20 protein-coding genes are annotated in these 18,682 nt (G+C 61.0%); 7 read left to right on the forward strand and 13 right to left on the reverse strand.

From position 1 onward, the window contains the following. Window positions 1–8: 8 nt before the first annotated feature. From rpoD to QPW08_RS08635, 4 genes are read right to left on the reverse strand one after another with little or no spacing between them, the layout of a single operon-like run. Entirely contained in the window at window positions 9–2,024 is a 2,016-nt protein-coding gene (gene rpoD, locus QPW08_RS08620) for an RNA polymerase sigma factor RpoD (protein ID WP_284125329.1), read from the reverse strand. Window positions 2,025–2,034: 10 nt separating this feature from the next. Beyond that, on the reverse strand, window positions 2,035–3,924 hold the full coding sequence (gene dnaG / locus QPW08_RS08625) for a DNA primase (RefSeq protein ID WP_284125330.1): 1,890 nt from the start codon (window positions 3,922–3,924) through the stop codon (window positions 2,035–2,037). Next, complete coding sequence (locus QPW08_RS08630) at window positions 3,918–4,373, reverse strand: endonuclease domain-containing protein (protein WP_284125331.1); 456 nt, start codon at window positions 4,371–4,373, stop codon at window positions 3,918–3,920. The genes dnaG and QPW08_RS08630 overlap by 7 nt, the downstream gene beginning before the upstream one ends. A gap of 47 nt (window positions 4,374–4,420) precedes the next feature. Then, on the reverse strand, window positions 4,421–4,873 hold the full coding sequence (locus QPW08_RS08635; protein ID WP_284125333.1) for a GatB/YqeY domain-containing protein: 453 nt from the start codon (window positions 4,871–4,873) through the stop codon (window positions 4,421–4,423). Between the two features lie 137 nt (window positions 4,874–5,010). On the opposite strand from QPW08_RS08635, the gene carA reads away from it, so the two are divergent. The 4 genes from carA to greA all read left to right on the forward strand — a co-directional run bounded on the left by carA (window position 5,011) and on the right by greA (window position 10,680). After that, complete coding sequence (gene carA, locus QPW08_RS08640; RefSeq protein WP_284125335.1) at window positions 5,011–6,192, forward strand: glutamine-hydrolyzing carbamoyl-phosphate synthase small subunit; 1,182 nt, start codon at window positions 5,011–5,013, stop codon at window positions 6,190–6,192. Beyond that, on the forward strand, window positions 6,189–6,758 hold the full coding sequence (locus QPW08_RS08645) for a DUF6680 family protein (RefSeq protein ID WP_284125337.1): 570 nt from the start codon (window positions 6,189–6,191) through the stop codon (window positions 6,756–6,758). Before carA ends, QPW08_RS08645 begins: the two co-directional genes overlap by 4 nt. Then, window positions 6,758–10,087: a carbamoyl-phosphate synthase large subunit gene (gene carB / locus QPW08_RS08650; RefSeq protein WP_284125339.1), complete on the forward strand. Its 3,330-nt coding sequence runs from the start codon at window positions 6,758–6,760 to the stop codon at window positions 10,085–10,087. The genes QPW08_RS08645 and carB overlap by 1 nt, the downstream gene beginning before the upstream one ends. A 125-nt stretch (window positions 10,088–10,212) precedes the next feature. Beyond that, window positions 10,213–10,680 (forward strand): transcription elongation factor GreA, encoded by a 468-nt coding sequence (gene greA, locus QPW08_RS08655; RefSeq protein ID WP_284126323.1) that lies wholly within the window; start codon window positions 10,213–10,215, stop codon window positions 10,678–10,680. 101 nt (window positions 10,681–10,781) lie between these two features. Here the strand turns inward: greA and QPW08_RS08660 are convergent, their stop codons facing one another. The 6 genes from QPW08_RS08660 to QPW08_RS08685 form a co-directional block, all read right to left on the reverse strand. Beyond that, on the reverse strand, window positions 10,782–11,279 hold the full coding sequence (locus QPW08_RS08660) for a GNAT family N-acetyltransferase (protein ID WP_284125341.1): 498 nt from the start codon (window positions 11,277–11,279) through the stop codon (window positions 10,782–10,784). Window positions 11,280–11,288: 9 nt separating this feature from the next. Further along, entirely contained in the window at window positions 11,289–11,519 is a 231-nt protein-coding gene (locus QPW08_RS08665) for a DUF4170 domain-containing protein (protein ID WP_284125343.1), read from the reverse strand. Window positions 11,520–11,623: 104 nt separating this feature from the next. Beyond that, on the reverse strand, window positions 11,624–12,115 hold the full coding sequence (locus QPW08_RS08670; RefSeq protein WP_284125344.1) for a hypothetical protein: 492 nt from the start codon (window positions 12,113–12,115) through the stop codon (window positions 11,624–11,626). After that, window positions 12,112–12,441: a hypothetical protein gene (locus tag QPW08_RS08675; RefSeq protein ID WP_284125345.1), complete on the reverse strand. Its 330-nt coding sequence runs from the start codon at window positions 12,439–12,441 to the stop codon at window positions 12,112–12,114. Before QPW08_RS08675 ends, QPW08_RS08670 begins: the two co-directional genes overlap by 4 nt. Further along, window positions 12,428–12,856, reverse strand: coding sequence for a phage holin family protein (locus QPW08_RS08680; RefSeq protein WP_284125347.1), 429 nt, complete (start codon window positions 12,854–12,856; stop codon window positions 12,428–12,430). The genes QPW08_RS08675 and QPW08_RS08680 overlap by 14 nt, the downstream gene beginning before the upstream one ends. 20 nt (window positions 12,857–12,876) lie before the next feature. Continuing rightward, on the reverse strand, window positions 12,877–13,428 hold the full coding sequence (locus QPW08_RS08685; protein ID WP_284125348.1) for a hypothetical protein: 552 nt from the start codon (window positions 13,426–13,428) through the stop codon (window positions 12,877–12,879). A gap of 166 nt (window positions 13,429–13,594) precedes the next feature. Between QPW08_RS08685 and eno the strand changes: the two genes are divergently transcribed. Then, window positions 13,595–14,881: a phosphopyruvate hydratase gene (eno, locus tag QPW08_RS08690; RefSeq protein WP_284125350.1), complete on the forward strand. Its 1,287-nt coding sequence runs from the start codon at window positions 13,595–13,597 to the stop codon at window positions 14,879–14,881. Window positions 14,882–14,886: 5 nt separating this feature from the next. Here eno and QPW08_RS08695 read toward each other — a convergent pair whose 3' ends face one another. Beyond that, entirely contained in the window at window positions 14,887–15,054 is a 168-nt protein-coding gene (locus QPW08_RS08695) for a hypothetical protein (protein WP_284125352.1), read from the reverse strand. Between the two features lie 133 nt (window positions 15,055–15,187). On the opposite strand from QPW08_RS08695, the gene QPW08_RS08700 reads away from it, so the two are divergent. Further along, on the forward strand, window positions 15,188–16,264 hold the full coding sequence (locus tag QPW08_RS08700) for an aminoglycoside phosphotransferase family protein (protein ID WP_284125354.1): 1,077 nt from the start codon (window positions 15,188–15,190) through the stop codon (window positions 16,262–16,264). Further along, entirely contained in the window at window positions 16,261–17,337 is a 1,077-nt protein-coding gene (locus QPW08_RS08705; RefSeq protein ID WP_284125355.1) for a hypothetical protein, read from the forward strand. Before QPW08_RS08700 ends, QPW08_RS08705 begins: the two co-directional genes overlap by 4 nt. Here QPW08_RS08705 and QPW08_RS08710 read toward each other — a convergent pair. Further along, window positions 17,334–18,263, reverse strand: a complete 930-nt coding sequence (locus QPW08_RS08710; protein ID WP_284125357.1) for an aldo/keto reductase — start codon at window positions 18,261–18,263, stop codon at window positions 17,334–17,336. The genes QPW08_RS08705 and QPW08_RS08710 overlap by 4 nt on opposite strands. Continuing rightward, on the reverse strand, window positions 18,260–18,679 hold the full coding sequence (ribH, locus tag QPW08_RS08715) for a 6,7-dimethyl-8-ribityllumazine synthase (protein WP_284125359.1): 420 nt from the start codon (window positions 18,677–18,679) through the stop codon (window positions 18,260–18,262). The genes QPW08_RS08710 and ribH overlap by 4 nt, the downstream gene beginning before the upstream one ends. Window positions 18,680–18,682: the final 3 nt, after the last annotated feature.

Raw genomic sequence — 18,682 nt, forward strand, 5'->3', positions numbered from 1 at the left:
GCCCCCTGTTACTGATCCAGGAAGCTCCGCATCTTGCGGCTCCGGCTTGGGTGCTTGAGCTTCCTAAGCGCTTTGGCCTCGATCTGGCGAATGCGTTCGCGGGTCACCGAGAATTGCTGGCCTACTTCCTCGAGCGTGTGATCGGTGTTCATGCCGATACCAAAGCGCATGCGCAGTACGCGCTCCTCACGCGGGGTGAGTGAGGCGAGCACGCGAGTAACCGTCTCCTTGAGGTTGGCCTGGATCGCGGCATCGACCGGGATAATGGCGTTCTTATCCTCAATAAAGTCGCCCAGATGACTGTCTTCCTCATCGCCGATCGGCGTTTCGAGGGAGATCGGTTCCTTGGCGATCTTCATCACCTTGCGGACCTTCTCCAACGGCATGGAGAGGCGTTCGGCCATTTCCTCCGGCGTTGGCTCGCGGCCTTGTTCGTGGAGGAACTGGCGGCTGGTGCGGACGAGCTTGTTGATCGTCTCGATCATGTGCACCGGGATGCGGATGGTGCGGGCCTGGTCGGCAATCGAGCGGGTGATCGCCTGACGGATCCACCAGGTGGCATAGGTGCTGAACTTGTAGCCGCGGCGGTATTCGAACTTGTCGACCGCCTTCATCAGGCCGATGTTGCCTTCCTGAATGAGATCAAGGAATTGCAGGCCGCGGTTGGTGTATTTCTTGGCGATCGAGATGACCAGACGCAGGTTCGCCTCGACCATTTCCTTCTTGGCTATGCGCGCTTCACGTTCGCCCTTCTGCACCATGTTCACGATGCGGCGGAATTCCGGCAAAGCCATGCCGGTCTGGCTGGCGATGTCGGCAATCTCGGCACGGATACGATCGATCGCATCGGCTTCCTTCTCTGCGAAGGCAGCCCACTTCTTGTCCTTCTTTGCGTTGGCCTTGAGCCAGTCTTCATCGAGCTCATTGCCGATATAGGCATTGAGGAAGTCCAGGCGCTTCACCTTGTGTCGTTCGGCCAGGCGCAGCATCTGCCCGCCAAGCGCCGTAAGGCGCCGGTTGAAGGCATAGAGATTGTCGACCAGGAATTCGATCTTGGTCGCATGGAACTGCATGCTTTCCACTTCCGAGGTGAGCTCCTCGCCGAGCTTTTCGTATTTGGCTTCCTTCGCCTTGGGTAACGTTTCACCCCGGGCCAGCGTTTCGACACGCTCTGCCTGCAGCTTCTCGAATTTCTTGAACAGGTCGGTGATGCGCGCAAACCGTTCGATGGCGTCGGGCTTCAGGGCAGCTTCCATCTGAGCCAAAGACATGGTGTTGTCTTCGTCATCATCGTCGTCGCGGCTCTTGCCTTCGCCCTCTTCGCCGTCTTCGTCTTCGCTATCATCTTCGTCATCGTCGTCTTCATCGTCGACAATGGTTGGTCCGGTGTTCTCCTCCGAGATTTCGCCGTCGTCATCGTCCTCGGCACCTTCTTCGAGCTTCTCGGCGGGAGGCTCCTTGGAAAGCATCGCATCGAGATCGAGGATCTCGCGCAGCTGCATTTCCTCATTATTGAGTGCTTCGGACCACTGGATAATGGCGTGGAAAGTGATCGGGCTTTCGCACAGGCCGATGATCATGGTGTCGCGACCGGCCTCAATGCGCTTGGCAATAGCGATTTCGCCTTCGCGGCTAAGCAGCTCGACCGCGCCCATCTCACGCAGGTACATGCGCACCGGATCGTCGGTCCGGTCACCGGTTGCAGTTTTCTTGGCTGCAGCCGCCGGTTTCTTGGCTTCCTTCTTGTCGTCGGTCGAGATTTCCTCGACTTCGTTTTCCTGCTCAGCCTCGGCTTCGGCTTCCTCGTCGTTCTCGACGATCTGCACGCCCATTTCCGACAGCGCGGTCTGGATGTCCTCGATCTGGTCGGGGCTCATTTCGCCCGAAGGGAGCGCTTCATTGAGCTCGTCATAAGTGACATAGCCCTTGCGCTTGGCCTTGGTGATGAGCTTCTTGATCGACGCTTCGTTGAGATCGATCAGCGGCGCGTCGTCTTTTTCGGCTGTCTTGGTCTTGGAAGCCATAAATCCCGTTTCAGTCCGTTTCCTGTTCGCCCGCCGTTTCCGGTTTGCGCGAAGGGCCTAAATCCTGTGGCGAGCCCGCATTGGCGCGTGCAGCCTTCAAACTCGTCATTTGGCCGAGTCGCGCTTCGAAATCCAGCTTTCGCTTCAACAGCCTCTGCTGTTCGGCGAAAGCACCTTCCGGGTCGGTTTCGAACCGCGCGGTGGCTGCGGCGAGGGCAGCTTCCAGCGCAGGTCTTTCGACCAGCAACGATACGGCTTCAGCCAGGTCTTCGCGCGCATCCTCGGTCTCGGTGCCTTCTCTAAGGAAGGAAAAATGACTTAGGTCCGGGGGCGCAAGTTGGCCGCTGCTGCCTGATATGGGCAATTCGCCGCCGTCTTCAAGCATTTCTGCCATGTCGAGCAACGGATTTATCGCAGCCGCGATATTCGCGTCACGCTCGGCAGCTTCTGCCAAGGCCTCCTCGTGCCGTTCGAGCTGGCTCGGATGCCGCATGAGCCCGGCCACAACGGCAGCAGTCAATCGATCCCGACCTTGTCCGGAAACCAGCTGCTGCAATCGCTTCAAAGCGGCAGGATCGACCTTGGCAACGGGGCGTTGCTGTCCGCGGAAGCCTTCGGGCTTCCACGGCTGGCGCTCGCGCTGCGGAAAAGCGAAGGCCGAGAACCGATCCAGCAGCTCGCGGCGATACAAGGCCTTGATGTCCGGATCGGCGATAGCATCGACATGCACCAGCAGCCGCGCCTTGAGCCCGGCCTTGGCTTCTGGGCTGTCGAGCGGTTGCGCATCGCGCTCGAATTCCCACAGGGTGTCGAGCAGGCCGGCTGGCTCGGAGAGTATCTCTTCCATCGCCTTCGCGCCACGCTGTTTGATCAGGTCGTCGGGGTCGAGCCCGCTGGGCAAGCGCACAATCGCCAGCGAATGCGCCGGACGCAGCAGCGGCAGGGCGCGCTGGATTGCCCGCATCGCCGCCTTCTGGCCTGCGGCGTCACCGTCGAAACACAGGATGGGTCGTTCAACCATCCGCCACAGCATCTCTATCTGGCGCTCGGTCAGGGCTGTTCCCAGCGGAGCCACCGCATCCTCGATCCCGGCATTGGCGAGGGCGATCACGTCCATATAGCCCTCGACCACCACCATCCGCCCGGTCTGGCGGGAGGCAGGGCCTGCGCGGTGGAGGTTATAGAGGGTTCGGCCCTTGTCGAACAACGGGGTGTCGGGCGAGTTGAGGTACTTGGCTACGCCGTCGCGCTTGTCGAGGATACGGCCACCGAAAGCGATCACGCGTCCGCGCGCATCCTGGATCGGCAGCATCAGGCGGTCGCGAAAGCGATCGTAATGGTTGCCGTCGTCAGTTTCGATCCGCATCCCGCTTTCGACCAGCATCTGCTCGTCGAATGCCAGCGCATTCTTGATTGCCTGCTTGTTATCCGGCGCAAAACCAAAACCGAATTCACGCACGATCGCATCCGAGAAACCGCGTGAGGCAAGATAGTCGCGCGCTTTGGCTCCTCCATCACTGCGAAGTTCCCGGACAAACCAATCCTGCGCCGCTTCCGTCACGTCGATCAGGCTGGCGCGCTTTTCCGCCTGCTTCGCCGCGCGGGGATCCGCGGCAGGGACTTCCATCCCGGCTTCCTGCGCCAGCTCTTTCACCGCATCCATGAACTGCAGGCCGCGCTGGTCGGTCATCCAGCGGATGACGTCGCCATGCGCCCCGCAGCCGAAGCAGTGGTAGAAGCCCTTTTCGTCGGAAACGGTGAAGCTGGGGCTCTTCTCGTTGTGGAAAGGGCAACACGCTTTCCACTCGCGCCCGGCCCGCTGCAGCTTGGTCGTGCGCATGATGACGCTGGAGAGCGTCACCCGTGCGCGCAATTCGTCAAGCCATTGGGGACTCAGCATTTGTCCGCTCGCTCACGGCGAGACGGACTCCACAAACTCCCCTCCCTCTTGCGGGAGGGGCTGGGGGAGGGCATGTCAGCCAGGGTCTGCTCAATCCGCCGTAACACGCCTTCCACATTATCCATGACCTCGTGATTCCAAAAGCGAATGACGGTGTAGCCCTGTGCATGGAGGAATCTGGTCCGACACGCATCGGCCTCATGCGCTTCGTCGGAAGCATGGGTTCCTCCATCCAATTCAATGACAAGGCGCGGACCTCGGGCAACGAAGTCGCAAATGAACTGTCCGATCGGAAATTGGCGATTGAACCGCACGCCCGCCAGTTGGCGGCTTCGCAAATGTTGCCACAGGACCCGCTCTGGTTCGGTCGCATTCATTCGCAGCTCTCGCGAGCGGAGGGTTGGCCGCTTGTAGCCCTTGTCTTCGAATGGAGGCGGGCCAACTGGCATCGCTTACATTCCCTCCCCCAGCCCCTCCCGCAAGCGGGAGGGGAGAGTTAAGACAGCGCCGCCTTCACCAGCCCGCTGGCCTTGCCCATGTCGAGTTGTGAACCATGGCGTGCCTTGAGCTCGCCCATTACGCGGCCCATGTCCTTCATGCCGTCGGCGCCGAGTTCGGCCTTTATCGCTTCGATCGCGGCCCTGGTCTCGTCCTCGTTCATCATGGCGGGGAGGAATTCCTCGATCACGGCGACTTCGGCCTTCTCCTTGTCGGCCAGTTCCTGGCGGCCACCGTCCTCGTACATCTTGATGGAGTCGTTGCGCTGCTTGACCATTTTCTGGAGCACCTCAACCACCAGGTCATCATCCGGGATTTCCTTGGAAGAAGTGCGCAGTTCGATATCGCGATCCTTGATCTTGGCCCCGATCAGCCGCAGCGCGGCGGTGCGTTCCTTGTCGCCGGCCTTCATTGCAGCGATGGTGGCGGCCTTGATGTCATCTCTCAGCATGGTCAGTCCCGTAGAAAATTGCCTGATAGTGGATTGATCCCCAAGTGGCGTGCCATGGCGCTTGACGCAAGGGGAGGGTGTCCCTAGCGGCAGTGTCTTAGCGACATCGCCGGAAACCCCTGACTCGGAGCAGCCCCATGGCCACCGCCGACATTACGCCTGCGCAACCCAAAGGTGCGACGGGAGTCCTGCTCCTGAGCGACGGCACCGCATTATGGGGCAAGGGCTTCGGCGCGACCGGCAGCGCCGTGGGCGAAGTATGCTTCAACACCTCGATGACCGGCTACCAGGAGGTGATGACCGATCCCTCCTACGCTGGGCAGGTGGTGACCTTCACGTTCCCGCATATCGGCAATGTCGGCACCAATGACGAGGATATCGAAAGCAAGGTCGAAGGCGCGATCGGCTGCGTAGTGCGCGAGGAAGTGACGCCGCAGAGCAATTTCCGCAGCCAGCAGGAATTCACCGACTGGATGGCGGCCAATGGCAAGATCGGGCTTAGCGGGATCGACACCCGCGCGCTGACCCGCTTCATCCGCCTCAACGGCGCGCCCAATGCGGTGATTGCGCATGAGCCGGATGGCAAGTTCGACCTGCCAGCGCTGCTGAAGAAGGCGCAGGAATGGCCGGGGCTTGAAGGTATGGACCTTGCGCAGAAGGTCACGCGCGATGCACGCGAGGACTGGGGTGGTGGTTATTGCCGGCTCGGCCACGGCTATGGACATGCCGACTGGCATGACAAGCCGCACGTCGTGGCGATCGACTATGGCGCGAAGGACAATATCTTCCGCAACCTCGTGAAGGCGGGGGCGAAGGTAACGGTCGTCCCGGCCAAGACCAGCCTAGAGGATATCCTCGCGTTGGAGCCGGCGGGCGTGTTCCTCTCCAATGGGCCGGGCGATCCGGCGGCGACGGGTGAGTATGCGGTGCCGGTGATCAAGGCGCTGCTGGAACGCGACATCCCGCTGTTCGGGATATGCCTAGGCCACCAGATGTTGGCGCTGGCCGCGGGCGCGAAGACGGTCAAGATGCACCAGGGCCACCGCGGCGCCAACCACCCCGTCCAGCGCGTGGGTGAGGGCTGGGGCGAGACCAGCGGCCTCGTCGAGATTACCAGCATGAACCACGGCTTTGCGGTGGATGCCGACACTTTGCCGGAAGGCGTGGAGCAGACCCATGTGAGCCTGTTCGACGGCAGCAACTGCGGGATCAGCATCATCGGCAAGAAGGCGTTCGGGGTGCAGTATCACCCGGAGGCAAGCCCGGGGCCGCAGGACAGCTTCTACCTGTTCGAGAAGTTTGTGGGGATGTTGGGGTGACAAATACAGAGCTCATCACGATTGCTGCGATACTGATCGGGCCAATATTTGCGGTTCTCATTTCTCTATGGCTGACGAACAAGAAGCAGGAGCGCGACCAGAAACTGGTAGTTCTTAGGATGCTTCTGTCGACGCGTCATTTGCCAGCTGATCCTGGTTTTTCCGTTGCGATCAACCTGGTCCCTGTCGAGTTCAGTTCATCCCGCCCTGTTATGAGCGCCTACAAAGAGTTCATTAGAGCGGTCCAAGATCCAGCTGCGGCTGATCCGAACGCTCCACCACTACAATCAACCAGCGCCAAGACTACCAAACTAATTTTTGAGATCGTCCGTCATCTTGGCTTCGAAATTCTTGAGAGTGATATCCAGCACGCGGGTTATGCGGCCGCTGGGTTCGTTGATCGTGACAACCTGCTTTTGGATAGCCAACGTGCAACCAAGAACATTGCAGACATACTCTGGATACAAACCCGTTTGCTTGCTGGCGAGTCTTGGGATTCGATCCAATCTTCGCCTGTGCCCAACATTGAATCGCCCCCTGAAGAGAAGGGCAAGAAGAAGAAATAATGCCCAAACGCACTGACATCTCCTCCATCCTCGTTATCGGCGCCGGCCCGATCATTATCGGCCAGGCTTGCGAGTTCGATTATTCCGGCACGCAGGCGATCAAGGCGCTGCGTGAGGAGGGGTATCGGGTCATTCTCGTCAACTCCAACCCGGCCACGATCATGACCGATCCGGAGATGGCGGATGCGACCTATGTCGAGCCGATCACGCCCGAGATCGTGGCCAAGATCATCGCCAAGGAGAAGCCCGACGCGCTGCTGCCGACCATGGGCGGGCAGACCGCGCTCAATTGTGCGCTCAAGCTCGATGAAATGGGCGTGCTGGCCGAGCATGGCGTCGAGATGATCGGGGCCAAGGCCGATGCCATCGACAAGGCCGAGAACCGCCAGCGTTTCCGCGAAGCGATGGACAAGATCGGTTTGGAAAGCGCGCGCAGCGGCGTCGCGCACACCATCGACGAGGCGTTCAAGGTGCTGGAGACCACCGGCCTGCCATCGATCATCCGCCCCAGCTTCACCCTGGGCGGCACCGGCGGCGGCATCGCTTACAACAAGGCCGAGTTCGAGCGGATCGTGCGTGAAGGGCTGGAGGCGTCCCCAACCACCGAAGTCCTGATCGAGGAATCGCTGCTCGGGTGGAAAGAGTTCGAGATGGAGGTGGTGCGCGACAAGAACGACAACGCCATCATCATCTGCGCCATCGAAAATGTCGATCCGATGGGCGTCCACACCGGGGATTCCATCACTGTCGCGCCAGCGCTGACCCTGACCGACAAGGAATACCAGATCATGCGCACCGCCAGCATCAATGTGCTGCGCGAGATCGGGGTCGAGACCGGCGGATCCAATGTCCAGTTTGCGGTCAATCCCAAGGATGGCCGTCTGATCGTGATCGAGATGAACCCGCGCGTTTCGCGGTCGTCTGCGCTGGCATCAAAGGCCACCGGCTTCCCCATCGCCCGCGTCGCGGCCAAGCTGGCGGTCGGCTACACGCTGGACGAGATCACCAACGAGATCACCGGCGCGACCCCGGCTTCGTTCGAGCCGACCATCGACTATGTCGTGACCAAGATCCCGCGCTTCGCCTTCGAGAAGTTCAAGGGCGCCGAGCCGCTGCTCGCCACCGCGATGAAGTCGGTCGGCGAAGTCATGGCCATCGGCCGCAACTTCCAGGAATCGATGCAGAAGGCCCTGCGCGGGCTGGAAACCGATCTCGACGGCTTCAACCGCGTGGTCGAACTGGAAGGCGTACACAAGGATGTGATCACCGCCTCGCTCAGCCAGCGTACGCCCGACAGATTGCTGAAGGTGGCGCAGGCTTTCCGCGAAGGCCTGAACCTCGAGGAAATCCACGAAGTCACCAGCTACGATCCGTGGTTCCTGCGCCAGATCGAAGCCATCATCGCCGCCGAGAAAGACGTCAGCGCCAACGGCCTGCCCAACGATGCGGCGGGCCTGCGCCGCCTCAAGGCTATGGGCTTCTCCGACAAGCGGCTTGCCACGCTGGCGGTGCGTTCGGTCGGTGTTGCGGGCGGGCTGGGCGAGACCCAGGCGCGCCGTTCGGGTCTGCTGCACGATGCGCTGGTCGCCATGGCCGGGGCTACCAGCGAACAGGAAGTGCGCGACCTGCGCAAGAAGCTGGGCGTCTATCCCGTCTTCAAGCGGATCGATAGCTGCGCCGCCGAGTTCGAAGCCATCACGCCCTACATGTATTCGACCTACGAGGCCCCGACCTTCGGCGAGCCCGAGGACGAGTCCATGCCGTCCGATCGCAAGAAGATCGTCATCCTCGGCGGCGGACCGAACCGGATCGGGCAGGGCATCGAGTTCGATTATTGCTGCGTACACGCCTGTTTCGCGCTGAGCGAAGCCGGGTTCGAGACCATCATGGTCAATTGCAACCCGGAAACGGTCTCGACCGACTACGACACCTCCGACCGGCTCTATTTCGAGCCGCTGACGGCGGAAGACGTGCTGGAAATCCTGCGCGTCGAGCAGTCGAAGGGCGAGCTCGTGGGCGTCATCGTGCAGTTCGGCGGGCAGACTCCGCTCAAGCTGGCGCAGGCGCTGGAGGATGCGGGGATCCCGATCCTCGGCACTTCGCCCGACGCCATCGACCTTGCCGAAGACCGCGAGCGCTTTGCCAAGCTGGTCAACCAGCTCAAGCTCAAGCAGCCGGACAACGGCATCGCCTACAGCCGCGATGAAGCGGCCGCCGTCGCTGCGCGGATCGGCTATCCGGTGCTCCTGCGCCCCAGCTACGTGCTCGGAGGCCGGGCGATGGAGATCGTCGACAGCCTTGCGCAGCTGGATGACTACATCAAGACTGCGGTCAATGTGTCCGGCGAGAGCCCGGTGCTTGTCGACCAGTACCTGCGCGACGCGATCGAATGCGACGTGGACGTGATCTCCGACGGCAAGGAAGTGCGCATTGCCGGGGTGATGCAGCATATCGAGGAGGCCGGGGTCCATTCGGGCGACAGCGCCTGCACGCTGCCGCCTTACAGCCTGCCCGACGATGTCGTGGCCGAGATGGAACGCCAGGCCGAAGCGCTGGCCATCGCGCTCAAGGTCAAGGGGCTGATGAACGTCCAGTTCGCGGTCAAGGACGGCGAGGTCTACCTGATCGAAGTCAACCCGCGCGCGAGCCGTACGGTGCCCTTCGTCGCCAAGGCAATCGGCCGGCCGGTGGCCAAGATCGCCAGCCTCGTGATGGCCGGCGAGCCCCTCTCCAGCTTCGAACCTTTCAACCTGCGACCCGATCACATGGCGGTGAAAGAAGCGGTGTTCCCATTCAGCCGCTTCCCCGGGGCCGACCCGGTGCTCTCGCCCGAGATGAAATCGACCGGCGAAGTGATGGGGATCGACCGGGCCTTCCCTGAGGCGTTCCTCAAGTCGCAGCTGGGTGTCGGCATGCCGTTGCCTGAAAGTGGCACACTGTTCGTCTCCGTCAAGGATACCGACAAGGCGACCATTGTCCCGGCGGTGAAGACGCTGATCGACAAGGGCTTCCGCGTGATCGCCACCGGCGGGACGCAGGCCTATCTTGCCGAGCAGGGCCTGCCGGTCGAGCGGGTCAATAAGGTGGCGCAGGGGCAGCCACATATTGTCGATGCGATTATCGATGGCGAGGTCGACCTGATCTTCAACACCACCGAGGGTTGGCAGAGCCTGCGCGACAGCAAATCCATCCGTGCCGGGGCGCTTGAGGCCAAGCTGCCATACTATACGACAGCCGCTGCCAGCCTTGCTGTCGCTCAAGCGATTGCGACGGTTCAATCAAGCATGCTTGAAGTCCGCTCGCTGCAAGACTATTATAGCGAGACGTAACACAAGTACCTCCCCACAGTTCGCTATGCTGATCCGCGCGCTCCAAGGCGCGGCAGAGGATCGAATTGACGGTCGAAAAGGGCCGTTGGGTGGGTCAACTGGAAAGTGATGAAGTGGGGACAGTGATGGAAAAGGTTCCGATGCTGGCAGAAGGCTATGAGCGGCTGACCGCCGATCTCAAGGCCCTGCGGGCGGAACGCCCGAAGGTTGTCGACGCGATCGAAGAAGCGCGCGCGCATGGCGACCTGTCGGAGAATGCCGAATATCACGCGGCGAAGGAACGCCAGGGCCAGATCGAAGCACAAATCGCTGAGATCGAGGACCGTGTGACCCGCGCTCAGATCATCGACCCCTCGACGCTGTCAGGCGACAAGATCGTGTTTGGTGCCACTGTCACCCTCCAAGACGAAGACGAGAAGTCCGTCAGGTACCAGATCGTTGGCCAGACGGAAGCGGATGCCGCCAAGGGCCGGATCTCCTACAACTCGCCGATCGGCCGCGCGCTGATAGGCAAGATGGTAGGCGAAGAAATCGAAGTGACGGTTCCGTCGGGCGACAAGTTCTACCTTGTCGACAAGATCGAGTTCATCTGAGAGATTTTCACCCTCTTCCAAGCTGCGCTAGCACCTGAAGGCGCCAGCTTCGCTATCCTTCTCCCATTGGGAGAACGATAAGCAGACTTGGCGCGAAGCGCCTAGTCGGAGTTGGATGAGGGTGAAGAGAGCACCTTCTCCATCGCGTAGTTGTGAATAGGCACGCCGTCGATCGCGAAATCGCGGCGCCGCGTCACTGAATATCCGGCCCGCTCAAATGCAGGACGAGCGAGTTCGCTGGCCTCGGTATAGAGACGCGTTATTCCCTCTGCCCGCGCATGGGTTTCGGCAGCCATCAGTAACTGCAAGGCCAATCCCCGCCGCGTATGATTGGGGTGGTTGTACAGTCGATCGAGATGACCATCGCCCTCGAGCAAAGCATAGGCAACGGGCCGGTCTTGCGCATCGGCGGCGACAAAGATGACATGACCGCTCGACACGCGCTCGCGATACATGTCCTCACCGCCATGCCGGGCAGCCCACGCTTCCACCTGTTCTGGGGAATATCCATGCACACCGATTGTGCGGATCGCCGCCAAGGCGAGTTTGCTCAACGCCTCCGCATCTAAGTCGCGATAGAGGCGGATGGAATAGGCCATCCGGTCCGCTTAGTCGTCCGGCGTCAGCAATTTGTGGATGTGCACCACCACATAGCGCATTTCCGCATCATCCACGGTGCGCTGCGCCTGGGCACGCCAGGCATCGACGGCAGAATCATAATCACTGTAGATACCGACGACATGCAGGCTCTCGGGATCTTGGAATTCGAGGGTCCGCGGGTCCTTCACACGGCCGCCCATAACGAGATGCAAACGCTGTTGAGGTGTGGTTTCTTCCATGGTGTCTTACCTTCCTGGGGAGGGAATCTGGCGTGCCCTTAGCTCAAGCGCCCGCCAAGGCAAACTGCCCGCGCGCGCACTGGATGGTGAATTCATGCAGGAGATCAGTGCGTAATGCGCTTGCGCGTCTGGCGGAAGGTCCGACCAGCCTTGCGCCCCGCGCGGCGACCCAGATCGTGCACTGCATCGCGGGCTGAACTAGCGAGGTAAGTGCCTTCACGCTTGGCCTTGCGCCGCGTGCGATCAAGTGTATCCCCCAGGTCCTCCAGCTTCTCCGTACCCGCTTCCTTAACATCGTCCGCCAGTTCGCCGGCCGTGTCGATCACACCCATCGCATAGGCAATGCCCGCTTCAGTCGCGAAGCTGGCAAGCCCCGCGGCGCGACTACCGAGCCGGCGCCCTGGCTTGGTCATTGCCCCGATAACGATACCAATCAAGGCAACACCCGCGACTGTCGCAACCGGGTGGGCGCGGACAAAATCTTTCGCTGCGGCACCGGCTTCCCTCGCTGCAGCGATAAGGTCGCGATCTGCGAGGCGGGCTTCGCCTTCCTCGATACGGCGACGGAGTGCATCACGGCTATTTTCGGTACTCATTGGTGTTCTCCGCTGGGGGTCTCGCCTTCATCGCCGTCGGGGTCCGCGGGCTCGGCGGTGGTCAACATATCGAGCAATGGCGCGCGCGCTGCCCATAGCCCCACCGCTCCGAGCAAGACAGTCGCCAGCCCGGCGATGGTACCGCCATTCTCCTTCGCCCGGTCGACCAGCTCAGCGGTTCCGTCCTTCACGCGTCCCACGGCCCGTTGGCCGAGGCTGCGCTCCTCCAGGTCACTCTTGACCCGTGCCACATTGGCCTTGACGAGCGCGTGCGCGGAATCTCGCAGCAACTTGTCTTCGCGCAGCTGCCGTTCAAACTTGCTCATCGGTCTCGCTCTTGAACGCCGAACCAAGTGCCTTGAAACGACGGGAAGCCAGCATGGCAAATACCGCCACCCCAATTAGCAGGGTGCCAACCACAGCAGCCAGCGACCCGAAAGCAGTAAGGAAAGGTTCCAAAGCAATGATGAGGCCAACAACCAGCCCAATCAGGGCCAGATGAAGAAAGGCAAGTGCACCAAGACCGAGCACCAGGCCCTGCCGTGCCTGTTCCCCCGCATAGCTAGCGCGCGTCTTCTGATAGGCGATTTCGGCATCGAGGTAAGTCTTCCCATCCTCGATCAGCGCGCTGACATCGTCTGCCAGAGAAGCAAAGGGTGGGGCGCTCTGTTCGGCTTCATCGCCGGTTGAAACCGGCTCCAGGCTATCGGGCTGCGCCTTGGACGCGTCATCATCCAGCATTCGCGCAGCCCCTTTTCTTCTTAACGGCGGAACAATCGCGATAGGAGGTAGCCTGCAACGGCCGCAATACCAAGGGCCGTGCCGGGCTTTTCACGCACGAAGGTACGGGCATCCTCGCCAATTTCCTCGATGCTCTTGGCCTCGAGCTTGGCAGCGTTTTCCTGCAGGCTGCGCGCAGCATTGCGAGCATAGTCGCCATATTGCGGGCCGAAATTCTCGTCGATCTTGGCAGCATTGTCAGCCACCATCTGACCGAGCGCGGCCAGAGCGTCGCTGGCCTTGGTCTTGCCTTCGACAGCCAGTTCCCCAGCGCGTACCTTGGCTTCCTCTCCATAGGTCTTGGCATCGGTAACGAGATCCGTGCTGCGGCCCTTGGCCTGCTCACGGTAAGTGCCAACGACTTCGCCAGCTTCGGCCTTGAGCGCTGCGGCACCGGCCTTGGCTTCCTCGAGCGCCGCGTTGAAGCGCGACTTGGCCTCTTCGCGATGTGTCACTTCGGGCTCCTTCGCCGGCGTGGCTTTCTTCGCCGGGGCGCGCTTGGCGGGGGTCTTCGGGGTGGTGCTCTTGGCCATGGTCATGTCCCTCACAAGTGGTTTTCATCGAGCGTATCCGGGGGAATACGCATGCACTAACACAACGCGCCTTGCACCGGTACGTTCCGACGCATAGAGCGCTCGCAACCCCGATATGGGGGTGTCTTAGAAATATACAACACCCACGCTCCGGAGCCAAGCCAAGATGACTGCGATTATCGACCTCCATGCCCGTGAAATCCTCGACAGCCGTGGCAATCCCACTGTTGAAGTGGATGTTCTGCTCGAGGACGGCAGCTTTGGCCGCGCCGCCGTGCCATCGGGCGCATCGACAGGCGCACATGAAGCGGTCGAATTGCGTGATGGTAACAAGAGTCGGTATCTCGGCAAGGGAGTGCTGAAAGCGGTGGAGGCCGTCAACTCCACCATTTCTGACACTCTGCTGGGTCTCGATGCGGAGGATCAACGCGACATCGACGGTGTCCTGATAGACCTTGATGGTACTGACAACAAGGCCAAGCTCGGTGCCAATGCGATCCTCGGTACGAGTCTCGCGATAGCGAAGGCGGCAGCAGCGGCGCGAGGGATGCCATTGTGGGCCTATGTCGGTGGTGTCTCCGCTCACGTCCTGCCGGTCCCGATGATGAACATTGTCAACGGCGGCGAGCATGCCGACAATCCCATCGACATCCAGGAATTCATGGTCATGCCGGTTGGCGCAAGCTCGATTGCCGAGGCGGTGCGTTGGGGATCCGAGATCTTCCACACGCTCAAGAAGGGCCTCTCGGCCAAGGGCCTGTCGACTTCGGTCGGCGACGAAGGCGGCTTTGCGCCTGACCTCTCCAGCACCCGCGATGCGCTGGATTTTATCATGCAGTCGATCGAGGCAGCCGGGTTCAAGCCCGGTGAAGAGGTCGCGCTGGCGCTCGATTGCGCTTCGACCGAGTTCTTCAAGGGCGGCAAGTACGAGGTTTCGGGCGAAGGCCTGTCGCTTTCGGGCGGCGAAATGGCCGAATATCTCGCCAGGCTGTGTGCCGACTACCCGATCCGTTCGATCGAGGACGGCATGGCCGAAGACGACTTCGAAGGCTGGAAGGCGCTAACCGACCTGATCGGCGACAAGGTCCAGTTGGTCGGCGATGACCTGTTTGTGACCAATCCGGCGCGCCTTGCCATGGGCATCGAGAAGGGGCTTGCCAATTCACTGTTGGTAAAAGTCAACCAGATCGGCACGCTTAGCGAAACACTGGAAGCCGTCGAGATGGCTCACCGCGCTGGATATACCAGCGTGATGAGCCACCGCTCCGGTGAAACCGAAGACGCGACCATTGCCGATCTCGCGGTCGCCACCAACTGCGGCCAGATCAAGACAGGCTCGCTCGCTCGCTCCGACCGGCTCGCCAAATACAACCAGTTGATCCGGATTGAAGAAGAGCTTGGTGCCAGCGCACAATACGCCGGCGCAGCGTGTTTCGGTCGCCTCGCTGGCTAGGCGCGCTAGCCGACTTCTTCCCTCAGACGCGTTATCGCAACGTCCAGATGGGCGGCGGCGATATGCGCCCCCAGCTTGTCTAGCGTTCGGAGATTGGCTTCGAGGTTGTTCGCGACTTCCAATCGAGTATTGCTCCGCCGTTCAGCGGAGGCGTCGGGAGCGATCTTTCCCATTGCTGTCCTCTTTGTTTCATTCTGCTGACCCGCTGCGCTCTTTGGCGAGAGAGCGCGCATCAATCCATGGAGGATGGATCGGATACGGAGCTATCTTGGCAGTACCGCCGATGGACGGCATAGTCCCGCCAGCATGGGAGGGTATATGGAAGCGTTTCCGTCACAACCGGAAGCTGTTTCAGCGGAGTGGCTTAGCGATGTGCTGGGCTTCCAGGTCGAGCATGTCCGGTGGGAGCCGATCGGGACCGGCCAGGTAGGTGACAGTGCCCGGTTTACTCTCGGCATTCCCGATGGCAGCTCGGCACCCGCTACAGTGGCAGGCAAGTTCCCGGCTGCGGATGAGACGAGCCGGGCTACGGCAGCCATGTTCGGGCTTTATGCCAAGGAAGTGAGCTTTTATCGCGATATCGCGCCTCAGCTCGATGTGCGTGTGCCCGATGTGCATTTCTCCGGACTGGCGCAAAATGGTGGCGAGTTCATCCTCCTGTTCGAAGATCTCGGGCCGTGCCGGGGCGGGAACCAGATCATAGGTTGCGACCTCGCCGATGCCCAAGCCGCGATAAGGCAAGGTGCGGCCATCCATGCACCAAGCTGGCACAATCGACAGATACTCGACACTGATTGGCTCGTGACCAGGCCTGAAGTCTCCGCGCAAATCCGGGCGCTGTACCCACAGGCGCAAGCCGTTTGGCGCGATCGCTACGCTGATACACTAGAGCCTGAATACATGCAGCTTTGCGAGGAGGTAGCGGAATACACCGCGAGCGTATTCCGTGACGACCAGCCTGCGCCCATCAGCCTTGTTCATGGCGATTTCCGCCTCGACAACATGCTGTTCGACATCAAGGGCGGGGCGGAGCCCATCGCTGTGCTCGACTGGCAGACGGTGACCATCGGCAATCCCATGACCGACATCGGCTATTTCCTCGGTTGTGGAATTGGTCACGATTTGCGAACCGAGCACGAGGATCGCTTGCTGGACCTTTGGCTATCGGAAATGGGTAGGCGCGGGGTGCAACTGAGCCGGAATGACATCTGGGATGATTATCGCCGCGGTGCTTTGCATGGGCTGACGACCGCCGTTTTCAGCGCGGCCTTTGTCGAAAGGACAGAGCGCGGTGATGCCAACTTCCTGTCCATGGCACGCGGTGCCTGTTCGCTGGCACTTGAACACGACAGCCTTGGTGCATTGAAGGGAGAATCCACATGACCCTCAGCAAGGGCGACGAGTATCCGATCCACCAAACCCCCGAACCCGTTGCGTTCTCGGGTACCGATCGCAATTTCTACGATCGATTCTTCTTCAACGGCTACGGGCCCGATGGCGAGGATTTCTTTGCCGTAGCTTTCGGGATCTATCCGCACCTCGACGTCGCCGACGCGCATTTCTGCGCCATTCGTGACGGCAAGCAATACTGCCTCCACGCCAGTCGCAAGCTGGGGATGGAACGGATGGACCTGCATTGCGGACCAGTCCGGATCGAGGTTGTCGAGCCGCTTGAAAAAGTGCGCGTCATCGTAGAGGGCGAGGGCATTTCAGCCGACCTGCTGTTCACCGGTCGTGCGTTCCCGATCGAAGAGCCGCGCTTCACCTGGCGGGTCGGCCCGCGCACGGTGATGGACTACACCCGCATGACGCAGAACGGCCACTACGAAGGCTGGATCGACATTGACGGAAAGCGCCGCGCGCTGTCATCGGGCACCGCCGGTACCCGCGATCGCAGTTGGGGCGTCCGTCCGATTGGCGCGGCTGACCCCCAATTCAGCGGTGGCGCTGCGGTTCCGCAGTTCTTCTGGCAATGGACACCCGTCAACATGGTGGGGCGCAGCCTGTTCTTCCACGTCAACGCCTATGGAGACGGGACACCATGGAACACGCGCGGGGTTGTGGCTCCTGATGGCAATGGTCCAGAAGCCTTCACCGACTATCAGGAACCAATGATGGAGACACCGCTGGAGGCAGGAACCCGCTGGCCCTCAGGTGGCACACTGAAAATGGGTGGCGAGAGCTTCACCTTCGAACCGGTCGGCCGTTTCCAGATGCGCGGGCTAGGGTATACTTCGCCCAAGTGGAACCATGGGCTCGATCACGGCACACTCAAGGTTGAGCGGGAGGATATCGACCTCCAAGGCATCGAACCGGTGCGGCCGGACAATCTTCATGTACAGATGCTATGTCGCGTCACCAGCGATAACGGCGACCATGGCATGGGGGTCTTCGAACAGCTCGCCATTGGCGACTACGCGCCACTTGGCCTCAAAGGTTTGTCTGATCCGGCCTAGTTTGCAGACGTAAGGCGGGCAACCTGATCATCGCTCAGTTCGACGCGTGTGAACTCAAGCAGTTCGTCGAGCTGCGCCACTGTCCGGGCGCTGGCGATGGGTGCTGGTATCCCAGGCTGGCGCACCAGCCATGCCAGCGCGATGGCAGCGAGACTTGCACCGGTTTCACCTGCTACTTGATCCATCACAGCCAGCACCTTGGGACCTATGCCCCCGGCCAGTTCCTTTGCGCGGCCGCCACGGAGCGACTTCGCGAAGTCCTCCTCGGTCCGATACTTGCCGGTGAGATAGCCGGAAGCGAGGCCAAAGAACGGGAGCATCGCAATGCCATGCGCGGTGACGAGTTCCTGCAAATCCTCGCCATAGGCATTGCGCGCGACGAGGTTGTACTCGTTCTGAAGCGCCGTGAACGGGGTTGCCCCGGTGTCGCGTGCATGAGCGAGGGCAGCGTCCAGACGAGCGGCGTTGAAATTCGAAGCACCGATGGCGCGAACCTTGCCTGACTTCACAGCCCCGTCGAACGCCTCGACAATGGCTCCGATCTCGAGCTCTTCGTAATCCTTGTGAGCATAGTAAAGATCGATCGCGTCGCTCTGCAGCCGCTCCAGCGAGGCGTCGAGCGACTGGAGCACGCGAGCTGGGTCGTAGAGTTCCTTCCCGCCCAGCATGCCCGTCTTCGTGTGCAGGCGCATCTCGCTGCGCACGCCGCGGCTCGCCAGCCATTCACCGAGGACAGTCTCAGATTCCCCGCCCTTGTGACCCGGCACCCAGGCCGAATAGACATCGGCGGTGTCGATCATGCGGCCACCGGCTTCGTAGAATGCGTCCAGCACGGTGAAGGCTTCGTCGCCCTTGCTTGTCCAGCCAAACACGTTGCCACCGAGGACGAGCGGTATTCCCGCAATGAAATCGTGCGCCTCGCTCATGCAAATTTCTCCTGCAAGGCTAGCAGCGCCATGGCTGCTTTGGCCGCTTCGCCACCCTTGTTCTTTTGTTCGGGGTCCGCTCGCACCAATGTCTGCGCTTCGTTCTCGGTCGTGAGGATACCGTTCCCGATTGCAATGCCGTCCATGGTCAGCGCGAGAATGCCGCGGGCACTTTCCCCAGCCACGATCTCGAAATGATAGGTTTCACCCCGGATCACTACGCCAATGGCCACGAAGCCGTCATACTGGCCACTCTCAGCTGCCAATGCGATGGCTCCGGGGATTTCCAACGCGCCAGGAACAGTCAACACTTCAACTTTATGCCCTTCAGCCTCGAGTGCCGAGCTGGCGCCAGCAATCAGCATGTCATTGAATCGGTCGTAGAACCGGGCTTCGACAATCAGGAAACGGGCCATTGC

The organism is Parerythrobacter aestuarii, from assembly GCF_030140925.1.
Lineage (GTDB): Bacteria > Pseudomonadota > Alphaproteobacteria > Sphingomonadales > Sphingomonadaceae > Parerythrobacter > Parerythrobacter aestuarii.